This window comes from Pseudomonas sp. zbq_18, assembly GCF_043102245.1.
GTDB lineage: Bacteria > Pseudomonadota > Gammaproteobacteria > Pseudomonadales > Pseudomonadaceae > Aquipseudomonas.
Genome location: NZ_JBICIT010000013.1, coordinates 406,422 through 426,806 on the forward strand (window position 1 = coordinate 406,422; position 20,385 = coordinate 426,806).

23 protein-coding genes are annotated in these 20,385 nt (G+C 61.9%); 13 read left to right on the forward strand and 10 right to left on the reverse strand.

Features of this window, described 5'->3' with window-relative positions:
• Positions 1 to 6: 6 nt before the first annotated feature.
• The 9 genes from rapZ to ACF8C6_RS11525 all read right to left on the reverse strand — a co-directional run bounded on the left by rapZ (position 7) and on the right by ACF8C6_RS11525 (position 6,800).
• Entirely contained in the window at positions 7 to 864 is an 858-nt protein-coding gene (gene rapZ, locus ACF8C6_RS11485; protein WP_392499396.1) for an RNase adapter RapZ, read from the reverse strand.
• A gap of 17 nt (positions 865 to 881) precedes the next feature.
• On the reverse strand, positions 882 to 1,346 hold the full coding sequence (gene ptsN, locus ACF8C6_RS11490; RefSeq protein WP_392499397.1) for a PTS IIA-like nitrogen regulatory protein PtsN: 465 nt from the start codon (positions 1,344 to 1,346) through the stop codon (positions 882 to 884).
• Positions 1,347 to 1,360: 14 nt separating this feature from the next.
• On the reverse strand, positions 1,361 to 1,669 hold the full coding sequence (gene hpf, locus ACF8C6_RS11495; protein WP_277689159.1) for a ribosome hibernation-promoting factor, HPF/YfiA family: 309 nt from the start codon (positions 1,667 to 1,669) through the stop codon (positions 1,361 to 1,363).
• 152 nt (positions 1,670 to 1,821) lie between these two features.
• The gene (locus ACF8C6_RS11500) at positions 1,822 to 3,324 is read right to left on the reverse strand and encodes an RNA polymerase factor sigma-54 (protein WP_277689160.1); all 1,503 of its coding nucleotides are present in this window, start codon (positions 3,322 to 3,324) and stop codon (positions 1,822 to 1,824) included.
• Between the two features lie 141 nt (positions 3,325 to 3,465).
• Positions 3,466 to 4,191: an LPS export ABC transporter ATP-binding protein gene (gene lptB / locus ACF8C6_RS11505; RefSeq protein ID WP_392499398.1), complete on the reverse strand. Its 726-nt coding sequence runs from the start codon at positions 4,189 to 4,191 to the stop codon at positions 3,466 to 3,468.
• A complete protein-coding gene (lptA, locus tag ACF8C6_RS11510; RefSeq protein WP_277689162.1) occupies positions 4,191 to 4,736 on the reverse strand; it encodes a lipopolysaccharide transport periplasmic protein LptA in 546 nt (181 codons plus the stop codon). The genes lptB and lptA overlap by 1 nt, the downstream gene beginning before the upstream one ends.
• Complete coding sequence (gene lptC / locus ACF8C6_RS11515; RefSeq protein ID WP_392499399.1) at positions 4,723 to 5,292, reverse strand: LPS export ABC transporter periplasmic protein LptC; 570 nt, start codon at positions 5,290 to 5,292, stop codon at positions 4,723 to 4,725. Before lptC ends, lptA begins: the two co-directional genes overlap by 14 nt.
• Positions 5,293 to 5,301: 9 nt before the next feature.
• Positions 5,302 to 5,826 (reverse strand): HAD family hydrolase, encoded by a 525-nt coding sequence (locus ACF8C6_RS11520; RefSeq protein WP_277689164.1) that lies wholly within the window; start codon positions 5,824 to 5,826, stop codon positions 5,302 to 5,304.
• Positions 5,826 to 6,800 carry a KpsF/GutQ family sugar-phosphate isomerase gene (locus ACF8C6_RS11525; RefSeq protein WP_277689165.1) on the reverse strand — a complete coding sequence of 325 codons (975 nt, stop codon included), beginning with the start codon at positions 6,798 to 6,800 and terminating at the stop codon, positions 5,826 to 5,828. The genes ACF8C6_RS11520 and ACF8C6_RS11525 overlap by 1 nt, the downstream gene beginning before the upstream one ends.
• 232 nt (positions 6,801 to 7,032) lie before the next feature.
• Between ACF8C6_RS11525 and ACF8C6_RS11530 the strand changes: the two genes are divergently transcribed.
• The 10 genes from ACF8C6_RS11530 (at position 7,033) to hisC (ending at position 15,002) form a co-directional block, all read left to right on the forward strand.
• Positions 7,033 to 7,842, forward strand: coding sequence for an ATP-binding cassette domain-containing protein (locus ACF8C6_RS11530; protein WP_392499400.1), 810 nt, complete (start codon positions 7,033 to 7,035; stop codon positions 7,840 to 7,842).
• Positions 7,842 to 8,639 carry a lipid asymmetry maintenance ABC transporter permease subunit MlaE gene (gene mlaE / locus ACF8C6_RS11535; protein ID WP_392499401.1) on the forward strand — a complete coding sequence of 266 codons (798 nt, stop codon included), beginning with the start codon at positions 7,842 to 7,844 and terminating at the stop codon, positions 8,637 to 8,639. Before ACF8C6_RS11530 ends, mlaE begins: the two co-directional genes overlap by 1 nt.
• A complete protein-coding gene (mlaD, locus tag ACF8C6_RS11540) occupies positions 8,639 to 9,106 on the forward strand; it encodes an outer membrane lipid asymmetry maintenance protein MlaD (protein WP_341688153.1) in 468 nt (155 codons plus the stop codon). Before mlaE ends, mlaD begins: the two co-directional genes overlap by 1 nt.
• Positions 9,103 to 9,753, forward strand: coding sequence for a phospholipid-binding protein MlaC (locus tag ACF8C6_RS11545; RefSeq protein ID WP_392499402.1), 651 nt, complete (start codon positions 9,103 to 9,105; stop codon positions 9,751 to 9,753). Before mlaD ends, ACF8C6_RS11545 begins: the two co-directional genes overlap by 4 nt.
• Complete coding sequence (locus tag ACF8C6_RS11550) at positions 9,750 to 10,058, forward strand: lipid asymmetry maintenance protein MlaB (RefSeq protein WP_392499403.1); 309 nt, start codon at positions 9,750 to 9,752, stop codon at positions 10,056 to 10,058. Before ACF8C6_RS11545 ends, ACF8C6_RS11550 begins: the two co-directional genes overlap by 4 nt.
• Positions 10,059 to 10,177: 119 nt before the next feature.
• Entirely contained in the window at positions 10,178 to 10,417 is a 240-nt protein-coding gene (locus tag ACF8C6_RS11555) for a BolA family protein (protein WP_068829547.1), read from the forward strand.
• Positions 10,418 to 10,440: 23 nt separating this feature from the next.
• Positions 10,441 to 11,706, forward strand: a complete 1,266-nt coding sequence (murA, locus tag ACF8C6_RS11560) for a UDP-N-acetylglucosamine 1-carboxyvinyltransferase (protein WP_392499404.1) — start codon at positions 10,441 to 10,443, stop codon at positions 11,704 to 11,706.
• Positions 11,707 to 11,767: 61 nt separating this feature from the next.
• Positions 11,768 to 12,394, forward strand: coding sequence for an ATP phosphoribosyltransferase (gene hisG, locus ACF8C6_RS11565; RefSeq protein WP_392499405.1), 627 nt, complete (start codon positions 11,768 to 11,770; stop codon positions 12,392 to 12,394).
• 182 nt (positions 12,395 to 12,576) lie between these two features.
• Complete coding sequence (gene hisD, locus ACF8C6_RS11570; RefSeq protein WP_392499406.1) at positions 12,577 to 13,887, forward strand: histidinol dehydrogenase; 1,311 nt, start codon at positions 12,577 to 12,579, stop codon at positions 13,885 to 13,887.
• A 59-nt stretch (positions 13,888 to 13,946) separates the two neighbouring features.
• Positions 13,947 to 15,002 (forward strand): histidinol-phosphate transaminase, encoded by a 1,056-nt coding sequence (gene hisC / locus ACF8C6_RS11575; protein ID WP_392499407.1) that lies wholly within the window; start codon positions 13,947 to 13,949, stop codon positions 15,000 to 15,002.
• A gap of 39 nt (positions 15,003 to 15,041) precedes the next feature.
• Here the strand turns inward: hisC and algW are convergent, their stop codons facing one another.
• Positions 15,042 to 16,196, reverse strand: coding sequence for a Do family serine endopeptidase AlgW (gene algW / locus ACF8C6_RS11580; RefSeq protein ID WP_277689175.1), 1,155 nt, complete (start codon positions 16,194 to 16,196; stop codon positions 15,042 to 15,044).
• Between the two features lie 112 nt (positions 16,197 to 16,308).
• Here algW and ACF8C6_RS11585 point away from each other — a divergent pair, with 112 nt between their 5' ends.
• The 3 genes from ACF8C6_RS11585 (at position 16,309) to cysN (ending at position 20,013) form a co-directional block, all read left to right on the forward strand.
• Positions 16,309 to 17,067 carry a Nif3-like dinuclear metal center hexameric protein gene (locus tag ACF8C6_RS11585; RefSeq protein ID WP_392499409.1) on the forward strand — a complete coding sequence of 253 codons (759 nt, stop codon included), beginning with the start codon at positions 16,309 to 16,311 and terminating at the stop codon, positions 17,065 to 17,067.
• A gap of 123 nt (positions 17,068 to 17,190) precedes the next feature.
• Entirely contained in the window at positions 17,191 to 18,108 is a 918-nt protein-coding gene (gene cysD / locus ACF8C6_RS11590) for a sulfate adenylyltransferase subunit CysD (protein WP_392499410.1), read from the forward strand.
• Positions 18,109 to 18,120: 12 nt separating this feature from the next.
• Positions 18,121 to 20,013, forward strand: coding sequence for a sulfate adenylyltransferase subunit CysN (cysN, locus tag ACF8C6_RS11595; RefSeq protein WP_392499411.1), 1,893 nt, complete (start codon positions 18,121 to 18,123; stop codon positions 20,011 to 20,013).
• The last annotated feature ends 372 nt before the right edge of the window (positions 20,014 to 20,385 follow it).

Below are 20,385 nucleotides of genomic sequence, written 5' to 3' on the forward strand. Positions count from 1 at the left end.
CGTTCCTTAGCTCAGGTCGCGGTGGCGTATCTGGACGTTGTTCAGGATGGGTTTCAGGGTCTCGCCGAGGCGATTGGCCAGATAGACCGAGCGGTGGTGGCCGCCCGTGCAGCCGATGGCGATGGTCACATAGGCGCGATTGCTGGCGGCGAAGCGGGGCAGCCACTTGTTGAGATAGCCGAGGATGTCCTGATACATCTCCTCAACGTCTGGCTGGGCGGCCAGGTAGTCGGCCACGGGCTGATCCAGGCCGGACATGTCGCGCAGATCCGGTTTCCAGTAAGGGTTGGGCAGGCAGCGCACATCGAATACCAGATCCGCATCCACCGGCATGCCGCGCTTGAAGCCGAACGACTCGACCAGGAAGGCGGTGCCGGGGCTCGGGCGGTTGAGCAGGCGCAACTTGATGCTGTCGCGCAGCTGATAAAGGTTGAGGTGGGTGGTGTCGATCTTCAGGTCGGCCAGATCGGTAATGGGCGTCAGTAGCTGGGCCTCATCGCGAATGGCTTCGGCCAGGGAGCGGTTCTCGTTGGTCAGCGGGTGGCGTCGACGCGTTTCCGAGAAGCGCTTTAGCAGCGTCTCTTCGTCTGCGTCCAGGTACAGCACATCGCACTGGATGTGTCGATTACGCACTTCATCGAGAAGTTCGGGGAAGCGCTTGAGCTGGCTGGGCAGGTTGCGGGCGTCGACCGATACCGCGACCTGCGGGTGCAGCAGTTCGGTCTGCAGCAGGGCACGCTCTGCCAGATCCGGCAGCAGCCCGGCAGGCAGGTTGTCGATGCAATAGAAACCATTGTCCTCAAGGACATCGAGAGCCGTGCTCTTGCCCGAGCCGGAGCGTCCGCTGACGATGATCAGGCGCATGGCGCTGGCTCCCGTTTTTAGTGGCCGTTCTGTACGTCGACCACGACCTGGTACAGGCTTTCGTTGCTCGGCGCCTGGCGCAACCGTTCCCGTACCTCGCTGCGGTCAAGCATGCTGGCGATCTGGCGTAGTAGCTCCAGGTGCTCGTCGGTCGCTGCTTCCGGTACCAGCAGAACGAACAGCAGGTCGACCGGAGCGCCGTCGATGGCGTCGAAGTCCACCGCCGCATCCAGGTGCAGCACGGCACTGATCGGCGCGTTGCAGCCGGGCAGGCGGCAGTGAGGAATCGCAATGCCGTTGCCGAAACCGGTAGAGCCGAGCTTCTCGCGGGCAATAAGGTTTTCGAAGATGTCCTGGCTATCCAGATCGGGTAGATCACGAGCGACCAGGTTGGCAATCTGTTCGAGTACACGCTTTTTGCTGCCTCCCGGCACGTTCACCAGGGAACGTGCGGGAGTCAGTATGGTTTCGAGTCGGATCATGTGAGGGGTAAGTATCAGCGAGCTGCCGCGCCTTGCATGCGGTCCAGCTGCTTTTCCTTGTGCTTGATCAGTTGGCGGTCGAGTTTGTCAGCGAGCAGGTCGATGGCGGCGTACATGTCTTCATGTTCGGCGTTGGCCACGACTTCACCGCCGGCAATATGTAGGGTCGCTTCGATTTTCTGTTTCAGCTTTTCCACTTCCATGGTCACCTGAACGTTGGTGATCCTGTCGAAGTGACGCTCCAGTCGGCTGAGTTTTTCCCCGACGTAGTCGCGCAGGGCGTCGGTCACATCCAGTTGATGTCCACTGATGTTGACTTGCATAACGCATCTCCTTGTTGCCTTGTGTAAGAGACAGGCTATCGGGCCTGCCGCCGTAACACGTTGGCCGGAGGTTTGATGCACTACTGGCCGAGCTTCCCCTGATGCAGGGCTGGCGCGATACGCTAGTGCAGAAATCCCCCGTTCAGGGCCGTTTACATCAATCGCTTGCGCTCACTGGATGGCGCTATGCCGAGAGATTCGCGGTATTTGGCGACTGTGCGACGGGCTACCTGAATGCCCTGTGCCTCCAGTAAACCAGCGATCTTGCTGTCGCTCAACGGCTTTTTCGCGTTTTCCGCAGCCACCAGTTTCTTGATGATGGCGCGGATCGCGGTGGACGAGCATTCGCCACCCTCGGCGGTGCTGACATGGCTGGAGAAGAAATACTTCAACTCGTAGATGCCGCGTGGGGTGTGCATGAATTTTTGCGTGGTCACCCGGGAAATGGTCGACTCGTGCATGCCTACCGCCTCGGCGATGTCATGCAGCACAAGAGGTTTCATCGCCTCGTCGCCATAGTCGAGGAAGCCGCGCTGGTGTTCGACGATTTGCGTCGCCACTTTCATCAGGGTTTCGTTGCGGCTCTGCAGGCTCTTGATGAACCAGCGCGCCTCCTGCAACTGGTTGCGCATGAAAGTGTTGTCGGCGCTGGAGTCGGCGCGTTTGACGAAGCCAGCATACTGGGCGTTGACCCGCAGGCGCGGTACCGCTTCCTGATTCAGCTCCACCAGCCAGCGATCGTTGTGCTTGCGTACGATGACGTCGGGCACCACGTATTCCGGTTCGTTGGCTTCGATCTGCGAGCCTGGGCGCGGGTTGAGGCTCTGGATCAGCTCGATGATCTGGCGCAGCTCGTCTTCCTTGAGCTTCATGCGTCGCATCAGCTGGCTGTAGTCGCGGCTGCCGAGTATGTCCAGATGATCGTTGGCCAGGCGCTGTGCCTCGGTCAGCCAAGGGGTGTTGGCAGGCAGCTGGCGCAGTTGCAGCAGCAGACACTCGCGCAGGTCGCGGGCGCCGATGCCGGCTGGCTCGAAGTGCTGGATGCGGTGCAGTACCGCCTCGACCTCGTCGGCTTCGATTTCCAGTTCCGGATCGAAGGAGTCGACGATCTCCTCGATACTTTCTTCCAGGTAGCCCTGATCGTTGATGCAGTCGATGATGGTGACGCCGATCAGTTTGTCGGTATCGGACATCGGTACAAGATTGAGCTGCCACAGCAGGTGACTTTGCAGGCTCTCGCCGGCGGAGGTGCGGGTGGTGAAGTCCCACTCGTCATCATCGCTGCTTGGCAGGCTGCTGGCGCTGGTCTGGTAGACGTCTTCCCAGGCGGTGTCGACTGGCAGCTCGCTGGGAATGCGGTCGTGCCATTCGCCGTCTTCTGCGTTGTCGCTGTTGTTTACCGCGACGGTGCTGTCCTGGAAGCTGGAGCTGTCCTGCTGGACCGAGTTGCCCTGCTCGGCGTTGTCGGCCATGGGGTCGGAGTTGTCGAAGTCTTCTCCTTCCTCCTGGCGCTCAAGCATGGGATTGGATTCCAGCGCTTCCTGGATTTCCTGTTGCAGGTCCAGAGTGGAGAGCTGGAGAAGTCGAATGGCCTGTTGCAGCTGCGGGGTCATCGTCAGCTGCTGGCCCATCTTGAGGACTAGCGACGGTTTCATGGTGCGGGGCTGGTTACCTTGTTCACTTGCCGGCGCGCTGCGCCATCCACTGCAGGGCGGAAGGCCGCCCTTGGAAGCAATTTGTATGCCTGACCTTGAATCATTCCTTCCGTTTGCGCAAGCCCCTGCATGTTGGGCGCTTTACAGCCGGAACTCGTGACCCAGGTAGACTTCCTTGACCAGTTGGTTGGCCAGGATGGTCTGGGCATCGCCCTCGGCGATCAGCTGCCCGTCGTTAACGATATAGGCCGTCTCGCAGATATCCAGGGTTTCGCGCACGTTGTGATCGGTGATCAGTACGCCGATACCCTTGGCCTTGAGGTGGTGGATGATCTGCTTGATATCGCCGACCGAAATCGGATCGACGCCGGCGAACGGTTCGTCGAGCAGGATGAACTTGGGCTCGGTGGCCAGCGCGCGGGCAATCTCCACGCGGCGCCGCTCGCCGCCGGACAGGCTCATGCCCAGGCTGTCGCGGATGTGGCTAATGTGGAACTCCTGCAGCAGGGCTTCCAGCGCTTTCTCGCGGCCGGCCCGGTCGAGATCCTTGCGGGTTTCAAGGATGGCCATGATGTTGTCGGTCACCGACAGCTTGCGGAAGATCGAGGCTTCCTGCGGCAGGTAGCCAATCCCGGCGCGGGCTCTGCCGTGCATGGGTTGGTGGCTGATGTCCTGATTGTCGATCAGGACACGCCCCTGATCGGCCTGTACCAGGCCGACGATCATGTAGAAGCAGGTGGTCTTGCCGGCGCCATTGGGCCCGAGCAGGCCGACGATCTGACCACTTTCTATGGACAGGCTGACATCACGAACCACCTGGCGGCTCTTGTAGCTCTTGGCCAGGTGCTGAGCTTTGAGGATGGCCATTACTGGGCTTGCTCCGGCTGGCCTGCTTTCTTGCGCGGCTGCAGAATCATGTCGATCCGCGGGCGTGGGGTCGATACGTTGCTGCCGGTGGCGCGGCCTGCGTTGACGATCTGGCGCTGGGTGTCGTAGACGATCTTCTCGCCTTCGAAGACATTGCCCTGTTGGATTACCTTGGCCTGGTCGATCAGTACGATGCGCTCGTTGCTCGCGTAATACTGGATGGTCATGCCATAAGCCTTGACGATGTCCTTGTCGGCCGCCGGCTTTTGCTCGTAGTAGGCCGGTTTGCCGACCGAGGTGAAGACGTCGATGTCGCCATTGGCATCCTGGGTGATGGTCACGGTGTCGCCAGTGATCTTCAGGGTTCCTTGGGTAATCACCACGCCGCCGCGGTAGACCGCTACGCCTTGCTTATCATCCAGTTCTGCGCTGTCTGCTTGTACCCGGATCGGCTGGTCGCGATCACTGGGCAGGGCCCAGGCGCTGGCGCTTCCGAGCGCGCTGCCCAGGCAGAGCAGTAGGGGGAGGGTTTTAACGAACCTCATGCTGGCCTCTTACGTTGGACAGCAAGTTGATCTTGCCGTCGTTCATGTACGCTTTCATTCCCTGTGCCGTGGTCACCCCATTGGCGGCCTCGATTCTAACGGCTTGCCGGGTCTGCGCATATTCCTCGTCGGGGAATACGGTCATGCGGCTGCTGGTGATCACGGTCGGACGCCCCTTGGCGTCAGTGCGCGCAACCCGCACGTTGTCGATCAGTTCGACCTGCTTGCCTTCAGGGGCCACTTCGCCTTTGTCACTGCGCACATGCCAGGGATACTGTGTGCCTCGGTAGAGGTTCAGGTCAGGTTTTTCCAGCAGGGTCACGTCGCTGGCCTTGAGGTGCTCCAGTTTGCTGGCGGTCATCTCGTAGTGCAGCTTGCCGTCTGCCTGAAACTGCTGGGTGCTGGCGCCTACCACATAGAAATCGATGGGGTTTTCGCTATCTTTGCCGGTGTTCTTTTCCATGAAGCTTTCCGGGCGAACATTCCAGTAGCCGACTGCTGTCAGCAGAGCGACGACCAGCAGGCCGATCAGGTAGTTGCGTAGCTTGCCGTTCAAGGTGTGCTCCTAGAGGTAGGCGGCCTGCGCCGCCTCCAGGGTGCCCTGGGCGTGCATGATCAGCTCGCAGAATTCGCGTGCCGCGCCTTCACCGCCGCGGGCGCTGGTCACGCCGTGCGCATGCTGGCGCACGAAGCTGTCGGCACTGGCCACGGCCATGCCCAGGCCGACGCGGCGGATCACGGGTAGATCAGGCAGATCGTCGCCCAGATAGGCGACTTGTTCATAGCTTAGGCCTAGTTCGCCCAGCAGTTCATCCAGCACGACCAGTTTGTCTTCGCGGCCTTGATAGAGGTGCTGGATGCCCAGGTTCTGTGCGCGGCGCTCGACTACGGGGGTCTTGCGACCGCTGATGATGGCGGTGCGTACACCGGAGTTGATCAGCATCTTGATGCCGTGGCCATCCAGTGTATTGAACGTCTTGAATTCACTGCCGTCGGTGAGGAAGTAAAGGCGACCGTCGGTCAGTACGCCGTCCACATCAAAAATGGCCAGTTTCACGGCTTTGGCGCGTTGCAGTAGGTCAGTTTTCATCAGAGAACTCCGGCGCGCAGCAGGTCGTGCATGTTGAGGGCGCCGACGGGCTTGTCCTCGTCATCCACTACTACCAGTGCATTGATCTTGTGGTCTTCCATGATTTTCAGGGCTTCGGCGGCGAGCATCTCGGCACGGGCGGTCTTGCCGTGGGCGGTCATCACCTGGTCGATGCTGGCCTCGCGCACGTCGATGCCCTTGTCCAGGGTGCGGCGCAGGTCACCGTCAGTGAAGATGCCGGCGAGTTTGCCGTCGGCCTCGATGATGACGGTCATGCCTAGGCCCTTGCGGGTCATTTCCAGCAACGCCTCGCGCAGGCTGGTGCCGCGCGCCACCAGGGGGAGGCGATCACCGGCATGCATCACGTTTTCCACCTTGAGCAGCAGGCGGCGGCCGAGCGCTCCGCCCGGATGGGAGAAGGCGAAATCTTCGGCAGTGAAGCCGCGAGCTTCCAGTAGGGCGATGGCCAGGGCATCGCCCAGCACCAGCGATACGGTGGTGGATGAAGTGGGGGCCAGATTGAGTGGGCAGGCCTCCTGGGCGACGCTGGCGTCCAGGTTGACCTCCGCAGCTTTGGCGAGGGGAGAGCCGGGGTTGCCGGTCATGCTGATCAACTGGATACCCAGACGCTTGATCAATGGCAGCAGGGTAACGATCTCGGCAGTCGAGCCAGAGTTGGACAGGGCCAGCACCACGTCGTCCTTGGTGATCATGCCCATGTCGCCGTGGCTGGCCTCGGCAGGGTGGACGAAGAAGGCCGGAGTACCTGTGCTGGCCAGCGTGGCAGCGATCTTGTTGCCGATATGGCCGGACTTGCCCATGCCCACGACAACCACGCGGCCCTTGCACGCCAGAATCATCTCGCAGGCGCGAATGAAGTCGGCGTCAATGCGGCTCAGTAGACTGGATACCGCTTCGCTTTCCAGGCGAATGGTGCGTTGCGCGGACTGGGTCAGGTCGCTGATTCGATTCATGGCAGTCGGAGAGTGCTCGGCTAAAAAGGCTGAGAGTATACCGGTAAAGCGATCGGGGCTCACCTGGCCTTGCGCGCGGGTTGCGGGCTTGTAATGAAAAATGTACAGAGCCTTGGGTCGCAGGGTGTGCAATGTTATATTTCGCGCCCTGTTCGGCCTGACCTGGGCGTGAGTGTCCCTGTAGTGGGCTGCTGCGTCTGCCTAGGGAAGGGGCGTACCACAAGGAGTTTGGATGAGTGCCGAGAATGCCTATGCCGTTGAGTTGAAGGGGCTGACCTTCAAGCGAGGCGCACGCAACATCTTCGATAATGTCGATATCCGCATTCCGCGCGGCAAAGTCACCGGGATCATGGGGCCTTCCGGCTGTGGCAAGACTACCTTGCTGCGTCTTATCGCTGCACAGCTAAAGCCAGCCAGCGGTGAGGTATGGGTCAACGGGCAGAACCTGCCCACGCTGTCCCGCTCAGACCTGTTCGACATGCGCAAGCAGTTCGGCGTGCTGTTTCAGAGCGGCGCGCTGTTCACCGATCTCGATGTGTTCGAGAACGTGGCTTTTCCGCTGCGTGTCCATACCCGCCTGCCTGATGAAATGATCCGCGACATCGTGCTGATGAAGCTGCAGGCCGTCGGTCTGCGTGGCGCTGTCGAACTGATGCCGGACGAGCTGTCCGGCGGCATGAAGCGACGTGTGGCTCTGGCGCGGGCCATCGCTCTGGATCCGCAGATACTGATGTACGACGAGCCGTTCGTCGGTCAGGACCCCATCGCCATGGGCGTGCTAGTGCGGTTGATTCGCCTGCTCAATGATGCCCTCGGCATCACCAGCATCGTGGTTTCCCACGATCTGGCCGAGACCGCCAGTATTGCCGACTATCTATATGTCGTCGGCGACGGTCAGGTGCTGGGGCACGGTACCCCCGAAGAGTTGATGAACTCGGACAATCCGCGCATCCAGCAATTCATGAAAGGCATTCCGGATGGCCCGGTGCCTTTCCATTATCCGGCGCCGGATTATCTCGATGATCTGTTGGGAGCGCGCTGATGCGTAGGAAGTCCCTTTTCGACCGTATTGCTCTGCTCGGGCGGGCCGGTATCGATGTGGTGCAGGCGATGGGGCGCTCGACCCTGTTCCTGTTCAGCTCCCTGTTTGGTCGCAGCGGTTTGCGCAATGGTGGCCAGTTATTGGTGCGTCAGCTGTATTCGGTTGGTGTGCTGTCGCTGCCGATCATAGTTGTCGCCGGTCTGTTCATTGGCATGGTGTTGGCGCTGCAGGGCTACAACATTCTGACCAGCTATGGCTCGGAACAGGCGGTGGGGCAGATGGTCGCCCTGACGCTGCTGCGTGAGCTGGGGCCAGTGGTGACCGGCCTGCTGTTCGCCGGGCGTGCCGGTTCGGCGCTGACCGCTGAAATCGGCAATATGAAGTCCACCGAGCAGTTGTCCAGCCTGGAGATGATCGGCGTCGACCCGCTCAAGTACATCATTGCGCCACGCTTGTGGGCCGGCTTCATTTCAATGCCGCTACTTGCCGCCATTTTCAGTGTGGTCGGCATCTGGGGAGGGGCCATGGTTGCCGTGGACTGGCTGGGTGTTTACGAAGGCTCGTTCTGGTCGAACATGCAGAACAGTGTGAAATTCACCGAAGACGTGCTCAATGGTGTGATCAAGAGCATGGTGTTCGCCTTCGTGGCAACCTGGATCGCGGTGTTCCAGGGCTACGACTGCGAGCCCACTTCGGAAGGTATCAGCCGCGCCACCACCAAGACCGTGGTTTATGCCTCCCTGGCCGTACTCGGCCTCGACTTTATCCTGACCGCCCTGATGTTTGGAGATCTCTGATGCAAAGCCGCTCCCTGGAAATCGGCGTCGGCCTGTTCCTGCTGGCTGGATTGCTGGCCCTGCTGTTGCTGGCCCTGCGCGTAAGCGGGCTGTCGCCTGCCAGCTCGGGTGAAACCTACAAGCTGTACGCGAACTTCGACAATATTGCCGGTCTTACCGTAAGGGCCAAGGTCACCATGGCCGGTGTCACCATTGGCAAGGTCACGGCCATCGATCTGGATCGCGACAGTTATACCGGGCGTGTGACCATGGAGGTCGAGAAGCGGGTCGACAACCTGCCGTTGGACTCCACTGCGTCCATCCTGACCGCTGGCCTGCTGGGCGAGAAGTACATTGGTATCAGCGTGGGTGGTGAGGAAGACCTGCTCAAGGAGGGCTCGACCATCCATGACACCCAGTCTGCACTGGTACTGGAAGACCTGATTGGCAAATTCCTGATGAACTCTGTGAACAAGGAAAGCAAATGACCCTCTTCACGATTCTGCGTCGCGGCCTGCTGGCCGCTCTGGTTAGCCTGCCTATGCTGGCGGTGGCTGCCCCGTCCGCCCATGACGTGGTCAAGGGCACTACCGATCAGCTGCTCAGCGATCTCAAGGCGAACAAAGAAAGCTACAAACAGAACCCGCAGGCGTTCTACGACAGCCTGGAGCGCATTCTTGGCCCGGTGGTCGACAGTGAGGGCATCTCGCGCAGCATCATGACCGTTAAGTATTCGCGCGGTGCCAGTGACGCCCAGATGAAGCGTTTTGAAGACAACTTCAAGCGCAGCCTGATGCAGTTCTACGGCAACGCCTTGCTCGAATATGACAACCAGGACATCCGTGTGCTGCCCGCCAAGGCTGAGGGCGATGAGCGTGCCAGCGTCGGCATGGAGGTCAAGGACAGCAAGGGCACCGTGTATCCGGTGTCCTACACCATGGTGCAGCTGGGTGGGCAGTGGAAGCTGCGCAACGTGATCATCAACGGCATCAACATCGGCAAGTTGTTCCGCGATCAGTTCGCCGACAGCATGCAGCGCAACGGCAACGATCTGGACAAGACCATCGATGGCTGGGCCGAGGTTGTAGCCAAGGCCAAGGACAGTGCCGAAGGTCAGCAGGCAGGCGGTCAATGAGCGATACGGCCATTCGTGCGGGCGCCTCTGGAGAGCTGTTGCTCAGCGGTGTGCTCGACTATCGCAGTGGTCCGGCGCTGCGCGAGGCCGGGCGGCGTTTGATTTCGTCGAATACGGCAAGCGAACTGGTCCTGGATTGCTCTGCCGTGGAAAAGTCCAGCAGTGTCGGGTTGTCGCTGCTGCTGGCCTACCTGCGCGATGCACACAAGGCGAGCAAGCACCTGAGCGTGCGTGGCCTGCCCCAGGACATGCGTGAGATTGCCAAGGTGTCCGGCCTGCACGAGCTGCTCGACCTCTCGGCATGATGCATACAAGGCCCTCCGTCTGCCGGGCTTCGCAGGCGGAGGGCTTTTTTGTATGATTGCCGACCCGCGGGCCAGCCTTGGCTCGCCCATGAATTGTTTCGCGTTGATCGAGGTTGAGCATGCAGGCCGTAGAAGTTAAGAACCTCCTGGAGGCCAAGCTGGCCAACACTCGCGTCGAGGTGGAAGGCGAGGGCTGCAACTTCCAGCTCAACCTGATCAGCGACGAGCTGGCCGCGCTCAGCCCGGTCAAGCGTCAGCAACAGATCTATGCCCACCTCAACGAGTGGATCGCCAGTGGCGCCATCCACGCCGTGACCATGAAATTCTTCAGCCAGGCCGCCTGGGCCGAGCGTTCCTGAGCCTGCGGGCAGCGAGATTGCGAATGGACAAACTGATTATCACCGGCGGTATCCGCCTCGACGGCGAAATCCGCATTTCCGGTGCGAAAAACTCCGCCCTGCCGATTCTGGCTGCCACCCTGTTGGCCGATACCCCGGTCACTGTGTGCAACCTGCCGCACCTGCACGATATCACCACCATGATCGAGCTGTTTGGTCGCATGGGCGTGCAGCCGATCATCGACGAGAAGCTCAGCGTCGAAGTGGATGCCAGCACCATCAAGACCCTGGTCGCGCCATACGAGCTGGTGAAGACCATGCGCGCCTCGATCCTGGTGCTCGGTCCCATGGTTGCCCGTTTCGGCGAGGCCGAAGTGGCGCTGCCGGGTGGCTGCGCCATCGGTTCGCGTCCGGTCGACCTGCACATCCGTGGTCTTGAAGCCATGGGTGCCAAGATCGACGTGGAAGGTGGCTACATCAAGGCCAAGGCGCCGGAAGGCGGCCTGCGTGGCGCGCATTTCTTCTTCGATATCGTCAGTGTGACTGGTACCGAGAACATCATGATGGCTGCGGCCCTGGCCAAGGGGCGCACCGTGTTGGAAAACGCCGCGCGTGAGCCGGAAGTGGTCGACCTGGCCAACTTCATCAACGCCATGGGCGGCAAGGTCAGTGGCGCCGGGACCGACACCATCATCATCGACGGCGTCGAGCGCCTAGGCGGCGGTCGCTACAGCGTGATGCCCGACCGTATCGAGACCGGCACCTACCTGGTGGCGGCTGCTGCCACTGGCGGCCGGGTCAAACTGAAAGATACTGATCCGACCATCCTCGAGGCCGTGCTGGCCAAGCTGCAGGAAGCGGGTGCCGAGATCACCACCGGCAAGGACTGGATCGAGCTGGACATGAAGGGCAAGAAGCCCAAGGCGGTCAACGTGCGCACCGCGCCGTACCCAGCCTTCCCGACCGACATGCAGGCGCAGTTCATTTCCCTCAATGCCGTTGCCGAAGGCACTGGTACCGTGATCGAGACGGTGTTCGAGAACCGCTTCATGCACGTCTACGAAATGAACCGCATGGGCGCGCAGATCCTGGTCGAGGGCAACACCGCCATTGTTACTGGCGTGCCGGCGCTCAAAGGCGCTCCGGTGATGGCCACCGACCTGCGCGCTTCCGCGAGTCTGGTGATTGCCGCGCTGGTGGCCGAGGGCGAGACCCTGATCGACCGCATCTACCACATCGACCGTGGCTACGAGTGCATCGAGGAAAAACTGCAGCTGCTCGGCGCCAAGATTCGTCGTGTGCCGGGCTGAGTCCAGCGCTGCCCAAGGGCCAGCCTATGCGGGCTGGCCATTGTTCTAAGGAATTTGTTTCATGCTGACCATCGCGCTGTCCAAGGGCCGCATCCTCGACGACACCCTGCCGTTGCTTGCCGCCGCAGGCATCGAGCCGACCGAGAACCCGGAGAAGAGCCGCAAGCTGATCATCCCGACCACTCAGGATGACGTGCAGCTCCTGATCGTGCGCGCCACCGATGTGCCGACCTACGTCGAACATGGCGCGGCCGACCTCGGCGTGGCCGGCAAGGACGTGCTCATGGAGTACGGTGGCCAGGGCCTGTACGAACCGCTGGATCTGCAGATTGCCAACTGCAAGCTGATGACCGCAGGCAAGGTCGGCGCGCCGGAGCCGAAAGGTCGCCTGCGCGTGGCCACCAAGTTCGTCAACGTGGCCAAGCGTTATTACGCTGAGCAGGGCCGTCAGGTCGACGTGATCAAACTGTACGGCTCCATGGAGCTGGCGCCACTGGTCGGCCTGGCCGACAAGATCATCGACGTGGTCGACACCGGCAACACCCTGCGTGCCAACGGTCTGGAGCCACAGGAGCTGATCGCCCACATCAGCTCGCGGCTGATCGTCAACAAGGCTTCCATGAAGATGCAGCACGCCCGCATCCAGGCGCTGATCGAGACCTTGCGCACTGCGGTCGAAGCGCGATGACCGGCATGGATGGCGGGAATGTCGAAAATGCAGGAGCATTTTTCGACCACCAAAGCTGATACCTCCAGTGCGGCTCTGTGCCGCACGTGCCTATCCGTGTCATAGCCAGAATTCTCAGGTGCCCGCACGGAGCGGCTGGTACTCTACGGGCGCCTGAGCAATAGCCAAACATGAGGCCCGCTATGACCGCTCCCGTTGCCATCCGCCGACTCAATGCCGCTGACCAGGATTTTGCCCGACACCTGGATCATCTGCTGAGCTGGGAAAGCGTGTCGGACGATGCGGTCAACCAGCGTGTGCTCGATATCATCGCCGCCGTGCGTAGCCGCGGTGATGCTGCGCTGGTCGAGTTCACCGAAAAGTTCGACGGCCTGCAGGTCGCGTCCATGGCCGACCTGATCCTGCCGCGCGAGCGTCTGGAGCTGGCCATGACCCGCATCAGCAGCGAGCAGCGCGATGCCCTGGAAAAGGCCGCCGAGCGTGTGCGCCTGTACCACGAACGCCAGCGCCAGGATTCCTGGACCTACACCGAGGCCGATGGCACCGTGCTGGGGCAGAAGGTCACCCCGCTGGATCGTGCCGGCCTGTACGTGCCGGGCGGCAAGGCCTCGTATCCGTCCTCGGTGCTGATGAACGCGATTCCGGCCAAGGTTGCCGGCGTGCCGGAAGTGGTCATGGTCGTGCCGACTCCGCGTGGCGAGATCAACGAGATCGTCCTCGCCGCCGCCTGTGTGGCTGGCGTCGACCGCGTGTTTACCATCGGTGGTGCCCAGGCCGTGGCCGCTCTGGCCTATGGCACCGAGAGCGTGCCGCCGGTCGATAAAATCGTGGGGCCCGGCAATATCTACGTGGCCACCGCCAAGCGCCACGTGTTCGGCAAGGTCGGCATCGATATGATCGCCGGCCCGTCCGAGATCCTCGTGGTCTGTGATGGCCAGACCGATCCGGACTGGATCGCCATGGACCTGTTCTCCCAGGCCGAGCACGACGAAGATGCGCAGTCGATCCTGGTCAGCCCGGACGCCGCCTTCCTCGACCGCGTTGCCGAGAGCATCGCCAGGCTGCTGCCGACGCTGGAGCGCGAAGTCATCGCTCGTACCTCGATGGAAGGCCGTGGCGCGCTGATCCAGGTCGCCGACATGGCCCAGGCCATCGAAGTGGCCAACCGCATCGCGCCGGAGCACCTGGAGCTGTCGGTGGAGAATCCCGAGCAGTACCTGCCGCAGATCCGCCATGCCGGTGCGATCTTCATGGGCCGCTACACCGCCGAGGCCCTGGGCGACTACTGCGCCGGTCCCAACCATGTGCTGCCGACCTCCGGTACCGCGCGCTTCTCCTCGCCACTGGGCGTGTACGACTTCCAGAAGCGCTCGTCGATCATCCATTGCTCGGCCGAGGGTGCCTCCGAGCTGGGCAAGGTCGCTTCGGTGCTGGCCCGTGGCGAGTCGCTGACTGCCCACGCGCGCAGCGCCGAGTACCGGATCAAGAACTGATTTCCGCAGGCGTGCCGTGCGCGCCTCAATCCAGTATCAAATCGAGGAGAGAAGGGCAGATGAGCAAATTCTGGAGCCCCTTCGTCAAGAGCCTGGTGCCCTATGTGCCGGGCGAGCAGCCGAAGCTGGCCAAGCTGGTCAAGCTCAACACCAATGAGAACCCCTACGGCCCATCGCCCAAGGCGGTGGCCGCCATGCAGGCGGAACTGAATGACAACCTGCGCCTGTACCCGGACCCCAACAGTGACCGCCTCAAGCAGGCGGTGGCCGACTACTACGGCGTGAGCACTGGCCAGGTGTTCGTTGGCAACGGCTCCGACGAGGTTCTTGCACATGCCTTCCATGGCCTGTTCCAGAACGGTAAGCCGTTGCTGTTCCCGGACGTGACCTACAGTTTCTACCCGGTCTACTGCGGGCTGTATGGCATCCCCTACCAGGCGCTGGCGCTGGACGAGCAGTTCCAGATTCGCGTCGAGGACTATGCTCGGCCCAATGGCGGCATCATCTTCCCCAACCCCAATGCGCCGACCGGCTGCCTGCTGCCACTGGAGGCCATCGAGCAGATGCTCAAGGCTAGCCCGGACAGCGTGGTCGTGGTGGACGAGGCCTATATCGACTTCGGCGGCGAGACCGCGATCAGGCTGGTGGATCAGTATCCGAACCTGCTGGTGACCCAGACCCTGTCCAAGTCGCGCTCGCTGGCGGGCCTGCGGGTCGGTATCGCGGTTGGGCACCCCGATTTGATTGAGGCCCTGGAGCGAATCAAGAACAGCTTCAACTCTTACCCGCTGGATCGCATGGCGATTGCCGGCGCGGCGGCGGCTTTCGAGGACGAGGCCTATTTCCGCGAGACCTGCCAGAAGGTCATCGACAGCCGCGAGCAGCTGGTGGCGGCGCTCTCTGCCATGGGCTTCGAGGTGCTGCCATCGGCGGCCAACTTCGTCTTCGCCCGCCATCTGCAGCGAGATGCCGGCGAGCTGGCGGCGGCCCTGCGCGAGCATGGGGTGATCGTGCGTCACTTCAAACAGCAGCGTATTGCCCAGTTCCTGCGTATTACCATCGGTGCACCGGAGCAGAATCAGGCCTTGCTGGATGCCTTGGGCCAGGTGTTGTAATGCTGGCTGAATAAAAAAGGCGCCTTGCGGCGCCTTTTTTCATTCCTGCTGCTGAATCTCGGCGGGTGGGCGCACGCCGATCTCGGCCGTCAGCGTCAGTGGTTCGCCATTGCGCAGCACTTCGATGCTGATCGAATCGCCGGGCTTGGCGCGTGCTACCTGGTTCATCGAACGGCGGCCATCGACAGCCTCTTCATCGCCGATCTTCATGATCAGGTCGCCGGGTTGCAGGCCGGCTTTTTGCGCCGGGCCGCCGCGATAGATACCGGCCACCAGGATGCCGGCGCGACCCTGCAGGTTGAAGGACTCGGCCAGTTCCGGCGTCAGCGGCTGCACTTCGATACCCAGCCAGCCGCGAATCACCTGGCCATGCTCGATGATTGCCTTCATCACGTCGCGGGCCAGTTTGACCGGGATGGCGAAGCCGATGCCCTGGGATCCGCCGGATTTGGAGAAGATCGCCGTATTGATGCCGATCAGGTTGCCGTGGGCATCGACCAGGGCGCCGCCGGAGTTGCCGGGGTTGATTGCGGCGTCGGTCTGGATGAAGTCTTCGTAAGTGTTGAGACCCAGTTGGTTGCGTCCGGTGGCGCTGATGATGCCCATGGTCACTGTCTGGCCGACGCCGAAGGGATTGCCGATGGCCAGGGTGACGTCACCGATTGCGATCTGGTCGGAGCGGCCCAGGGTGATGGCCGGCAGGTTCTTCAAGTCGATCTTGAGCACTGCCAGGTCGGTTTCCGGATCGCTGCCGATCAGGCGGGCCAGGGTCTCGCGGCCATCCTTGAGCGCCACCACGATCTGGTCGGCACCTGCCACGACATGGTTGTTGGTCAGCAGATAGCCTTCCGGACTCATGATCACCGCCGAGCCCAGGCTCGACTCCATGCGCCGCTGCCTGGGCAGGTTGTCGCCGAAGAAGCGACGGAACACCGGGTCTTCCAGCAGGGGGTGGCCGGAGGCCTTGTTGACCATCTTGGTGGTGTACAGATTGGCCACGGACGGAGCCGCTCGACTCACCGCGTTGGCGTAGGAGACCGGGCCTTCCTGGGCAATGCCGTAGCGTGGCGCCTGCTGCAGGTGTACTTCATTGCTGGGCAGGCCTACCCACTGGGGAAAGCTCTGAATCAGCAGCAGTGCCAGCAGCAGGCCGGCCAGCAGTGGCCAGCCGAAGTCGCGCAGGGCCTTGAGCATCGGGGTGCGGTCCTTGGAGTTGCGAGGGGCGGGATCGGCCCTTAAGGTGGCGGCATTATAGAGGGCTGCCCGGCAAGAAGGCAGCGCCCGCAATCCTTTGTGAGGAATATCCATGGCCATTGCCCTGACTACCCTGGTGGAGGAAGCCGATCGCTACCTCAACGCCGCCCGTATATCCGACTACTGTCCGAATGGCCTGCAGGTCGAAGGCCGGCCGCAGGTGCGCCGCATCGTCAGCGGTGTCACCGCCAGTCAGGCGTTGCTGGATGCGGCGGTGGAGGCCGAGGCCGATGTGGTGCTGGTGCACCACGGCTATTTCTGGAAAGGCGAGGATGCCTGCATCACCGGCATGAAGCGCCGTCGCCTGCAGACCCTGCTGGGCAACGACATCAGTCTGCTGGCCTACCACCTGCCGCTCGACGTGCACCCCGAGGTGGGCAACAACGTGCAGTTGGCCCGCCAGTTGGATATCACCGTGGAGGGCCCGCTGGATGCGAACAATCCCAAGGTGGTTGGCTTTCTTGGCTCCTTGGATGAACCCTTGTCGCCGCGCGACTTTGCCCGCCGCGTGCAGGATGTGCTGGGCCGCGAACCACTGCTGGTGGAAGGTCAGGGCATGGTGCGCAAGGTTGGCTGGTGTACCGGCGGTGGCCAGGGCTATATCGACAACGCCATTGCCGCCGGCGTCGATCTGTTCCTCACCGGCGAGGCTTCCGAACAGACCTACCACAGCGCCCGCGAGAACGGCGTCAGCTTTATCGCGGCCGGTCATCACGCCACCGAACGCTATGGTGTGCAGGCGCTGGGCGACTATCTGGCGCGGCGTTTCGCCGTCGAACACCTGTTCATCGACTGCCCCAACCCGGTCTGACTACCGGGCATATATCTAGATCTTTTCGGTCTAATAGCTGTCCTGATTAGAAGCGGGTGCTGTGCTAGAGTGCGCCCTCGTCCACGGCCCGCCGGCCGTTCATTCCCAGAACTGTGATTAGCCATGCTCGATAAACTGACGCACCTGAAACAGCTCGAAGCGGAAAGTATCCACATCATTCGTGAAGTGGCCGCCGAGTTCGACAACCCGGTGATGCTGTATTCCATCGGCAAGGATTCCGCCGTGATGCTGCATCTGGCGCGCAAGGCCTTCTTCCCTGGCAAGCTGCCGTTCCCGGTACTGCATGTTGATACCCGCTGGAAGTTCCAGGAGATGTACCGCTTCCGCGAGAAGATGGTCAGCGATTACGGCCTGGACCTGCTCACCCACATCAACCCCGATGGCGTGGCGCAGGATATGAACCCCTTCACCTACGGCAGCGCCAAGCACACCGACGTGATGAAGACCGAGGGTCTCAAGCAGGCGCTGGACAAGTACGGTTTTGACGCCGCCTTCGGTGGCGCGCGTCGTGACGAAGAGAAGTCCCGCGCCAAGGAGCGCGTGTACTCCTTCCGTGACAGCAAGCACCGCTGGGACCCGAAGAACCAGCGTCCCGAGTTGTGGAACGTGTACAACGGCAAGGTCAAGAAGGGCGAGTCGATCCGCGTGTTCCCGCTGTCCAACTGGACCGAGCTGGACATCTGGCAGTACATCTACCTGGAGCAGATCCCAATCGTGCCGCTGTACTTCGCCGCCGAGCGCGAAGTGATCGAGAAGAACGGCACGCTGATCATGATCGACGACGAGCGCATCCTTGAGCACCTGTCGGACGAAGAAAAGGCCCGCATCACCAAGAAGATGGTGCGTTTCCGTACCCTCGGCTGCTACCCGCTGACCGGCGCCGTGGAGTCCACCGCGACCACCTTGCCGGAAATCATCCAGGAGATGCTCCTGACCCGTACTTCCGAGCGCCAGGGCCGCGTGATCGACCACGATCAGGCCGGCTCGATGGAAGAGAAAAAACGCCAGGGTTACTTCTAAGGATTTCGCGCCATGAGTCATCAATCCGATCTGATCAGCGAGGACATCCTCGCCTACCTGGCCCAGCACGAACGTAAAGAGCTGCTGCGCTTCCTCACCTGCGGCAACGTCGACGACGGCAAGAGCACCCTGATCGGGCGCCTGCTGCACGACTCCAAGATGATCTATGAAGACCATCTGGAAGCCATCACCAAGGATTCGAAGAAAGTCGGTACCACCGGCGATGAAGTGGACCTGGCACTGCTGGTCGACGGCCTGCAGGCCGAGCGCGAGCAGGGCATCACCATCGACGTGGCCTATCGCTACTTCAGCACCTCGAAGCGCAAGTTCATCATCGCCGACACCCCCGGCCATGAGCAGTACACCCGCAACATGGCGACCGGTGCTTCCACCTGCGACCTGGCGATCATCCTGATCGACGCTCGCTACGGTGTGCAGACCCAGACCAAGCGCCACAGTTTCATTGCCTCCCTGCTGGGCATCAAGCACATCGTCGTCGCCGTCAACAAGATGGACCTCAAGGACTTCGATCAGGGCGTGTTCGAGCAGATCAAGGCCGATTACCTGGCCTTTGCCGACAAGATCAACCTGCGTCCGAGCACCCTGGAGTTCGTGCCGATGTCGGCGCTCAAGGGCGACAACGTGGTCAACAAGTCCGAGCGCTCGCCGTGGTACACCGGCCAGTCGCTGATGGAAATCCTTGAGACCGTCGAGGTCGCTGGCGACCGCAACTTCGACGACCTGCGCTTCCTGGTGCAGTACGTCAACCGTCCGAACCTGAACTTCCGTGGCTTCGCCGGCACCCTGGCCAGCGGCATCGTGCGCAAGGGCGACGACGTCGTCGCGCTGCCGTCGGGCAAGGGCAGCAAGGTCAAGTCCATCGTCACCTATGAAGGCGAGCTGGAGCAGGCCGGCCCCGGCCAGGCGATCACCATCACCCTGGAAGACGAGATCGACGTCTCCCGCGGCGACATGCTGGTACACGCCGACAACCGCCCGCAGGTGGTCGACAGCTTCGACGCCATGCTGGTGTGGATGGGCGAAGAGCCGATGCTGCCGGGCAAGAAGTACGACATCAAGCGCGCCACCAGCTACGTGCCGGGCTCGATTGCCAGCATTACTCACCGGGTTGACGTGAACACCCTGGAAGAGGGCGCGGCGAGCAGCCTGCAGCTCAACGAGATCGGCAAGGTCAAGGTTGCCCTGGACGCCTCGATTGCGCTGGATGGCTACGAGCAGAACCGCACCACCGGTGCCTTCATCGTCATCGACCGCCTGACCAACGGCACCGTCGGCGCCGGCATGATCATCGCGGCGCCGGTTGGCGCAGGCGGTCATCACACCCAGCTGACCCATGTCTCCACCGAGGAGCGTGCCAGTCGCTTCGGTCAGCAGCCGGCCACCGTGCTGTTCAGCGGCCTGTCCGGCGCCGGTAAGAGCACTCTGGCCTACGCCGTGGAGCGCAAGCTGTTCGACATGGGCCGTGCCGTGTATGTACTGGATGGCCAGAATCTGCGCCATGACCTGAACAAGGGCCTGCCGCAGGACCGTGCCGGTCGTGCCGAAAACTGGCGCCGCGCCGCCCAGGTGGCCAAGCAGTTCAACGAGGCCGGCCTGCTGACCCTGGCTGCGTTCGTTGCCCCGGATGCCGAAGGCCGCGAGCAGGCCAAGGCCGTGGTCGGTGCCGAGCGCCTGATCACCGTTTACGTTCAGGCCTCGCCGCAGGCCTGCCGTGAGCGCGATCCACAGGGCCTGTATGCTGCCGGTGGTGACAATATCCCGGGCGAATCCTTCCCCTACGATATCCCGCTGGATGCCGATCTGGTGATCGATACCCAGTCGGTGCCGGTAGAAGAGGGCGTCAAACAGGTGCTGGAACTGCTGCGCGCTCGCGGCGCGATCTGATCCTGTCGGCTGCATGAAAAGCCCCGCCTGGTGCGGGGCTTTTTGTTGCGATGTCCCGGTAGAGTGTTCTTGGCGTACCGCACAGTGGAAGCGGCTTCAGCCGCGATAGGGGCAGCTGTGGTGTTGCCTGCATCGCGGCTGAAGCCGCTCCCGCTCAGCGTCTGGGAGCGTTCCTCCTGCGGTAGGGGCCTTGGCCGCGACTCAGGTCGTACAGAGCGTCACGGGCAAGGCGGCGTGCCATCCAGTCCTTCCTGCTTGCCGTTAGCCCGCGTCGGCCGCGAATTCAGGCAATGCCGAGCTCACCATTCGTAATTGAAGTCGTTCGCCCGTTGTGGTCACCGACACATGGAAAGCAAAAAGCCCCGCGATGGC

Coding starts and splice junctions, on each gene's coding strand:
- algW (WP_277689175.1), bottom strand. CDS start 16,196: ATGCTCAAGGCCCTGCGCGACTTCGGCTGGCCACTGCTGGCCGGCCTG.
- hisD (WP_392499406.1), top strand. CDS start 12,577: ATGACCGCTCCCGTTGCCATCCGCCGACTCAATGCCGCTGACCAGGAT.
- hisC (WP_392499407.1), top strand. CDS start 13,947: ATGAGCAAATTCTGGAGCCCCTTCGTCAAGAGCCTGGTGCCCTATGTG.
- lptA (WP_277689162.1), bottom strand. CDS start 4,736: ATGAGGTTCGTTAAAACCCTCCCCCTACTGCTCTGCCTGGGCAGCGCG.
- hisG (WP_392499405.1), top strand. CDS start 11,768: ATGCTGACCATCGCGCTGTCCAAGGGCCGCATCCTCGACGACACCCTG.
- ACF8C6_RS11545 (WP_392499402.1), top strand. CDS start 9,103: ATGACCCTCTTCACGATTCTGCGTCGCGGCCTGCTGGCCGCTCTGGTT.
- hpf (WP_277689159.1), bottom strand. CDS start 1,669: ATGCAAGTCAACATCAGTGGACATCAACTGGATGTGACCGACGCCCTG.
- lptB (WP_392499398.1), bottom strand. CDS start 4,191: ATGGCCATCCTCAAAGCTCAGCACCTGGCCAAGAGCTACAAGAGCCGC.
- ACF8C6_RS11585 (WP_392499409.1), top strand. CDS start 16,309: ATGGCCATTGCCCTGACTACCCTGGTGGAGGAAGCCGATCGCTACCTC.
- ACF8C6_RS11530 (WP_392499400.1), top strand. CDS start 7,033: ATGAGTGCCGAGAATGCCTATGCCGTTGAGTTGAAGGGGCTGACCTTC.
- ACF8C6_RS11520 (WP_277689164.1), bottom strand. CDS start 5,826: ATGAAAACTGACCTACTGCAACGCGCCAAAGCCGTGAAACTGGCCATT.
- mlaD (WP_341688153.1), top strand. CDS start 8,639: ATGCAAAGCCGCTCCCTGGAAATCGGCGTCGGCCTGTTCCTGCTGGCT.
- ptsN (WP_392499397.1), bottom strand. CDS start 1,346: ATGATCCGACTCGAAACCATACTGACTCCCGCACGTTCCCTGGTGAAC.
- murA (WP_392499404.1), top strand. CDS start 10,441: ATGGACAAACTGATTATCACCGGCGGTATCCGCCTCGACGGCGAAATC.
- ACF8C6_RS11555 (WP_068829547.1), top strand. CDS start 10,178: ATGCAGGCCGTAGAAGTTAAGAACCTCCTGGAGGCCAAGCTGGCCAAC.
- rapZ (WP_392499396.1), bottom strand. CDS start 864: ATGCGCCTGATCATCGTCAGCGGACGCTCCGGCTCGGGCAAGAGCACG.
- ACF8C6_RS11525 (WP_277689165.1), bottom strand. CDS start 6,800: ATGAATCGAATCAGCGACCTGACCCAGTCCGCGCAACGCACCATTCGC.
- ACF8C6_RS11500 (WP_277689160.1), bottom strand. CDS start 3,324: ATGAAACCGTCGCTAGTCCTCAAGATGGGCCAGCAGCTGACGATGACC.
- cysN (WP_392499411.1), top strand. CDS start 18,121: ATGAGTCATCAATCCGATCTGATCAGCGAGGACATCCTCGCCTACCTG.
- cysD (WP_392499410.1), top strand. CDS start 17,191: ATGCTCGATAAACTGACGCACCTGAAACAGCTCGAAGCGGAAAGTATC.
- ACF8C6_RS11550 (WP_392499403.1), top strand. CDS start 9,750: ATGAGCGATACGGCCATTCGTGCGGGCGCCTCTGGAGAGCTGTTGCTC.
- mlaE (WP_392499401.1), top strand. CDS start 7,842: ATGCGTAGGAAGTCCCTTTTCGACCGTATTGCTCTGCTCGGGCGGGCC.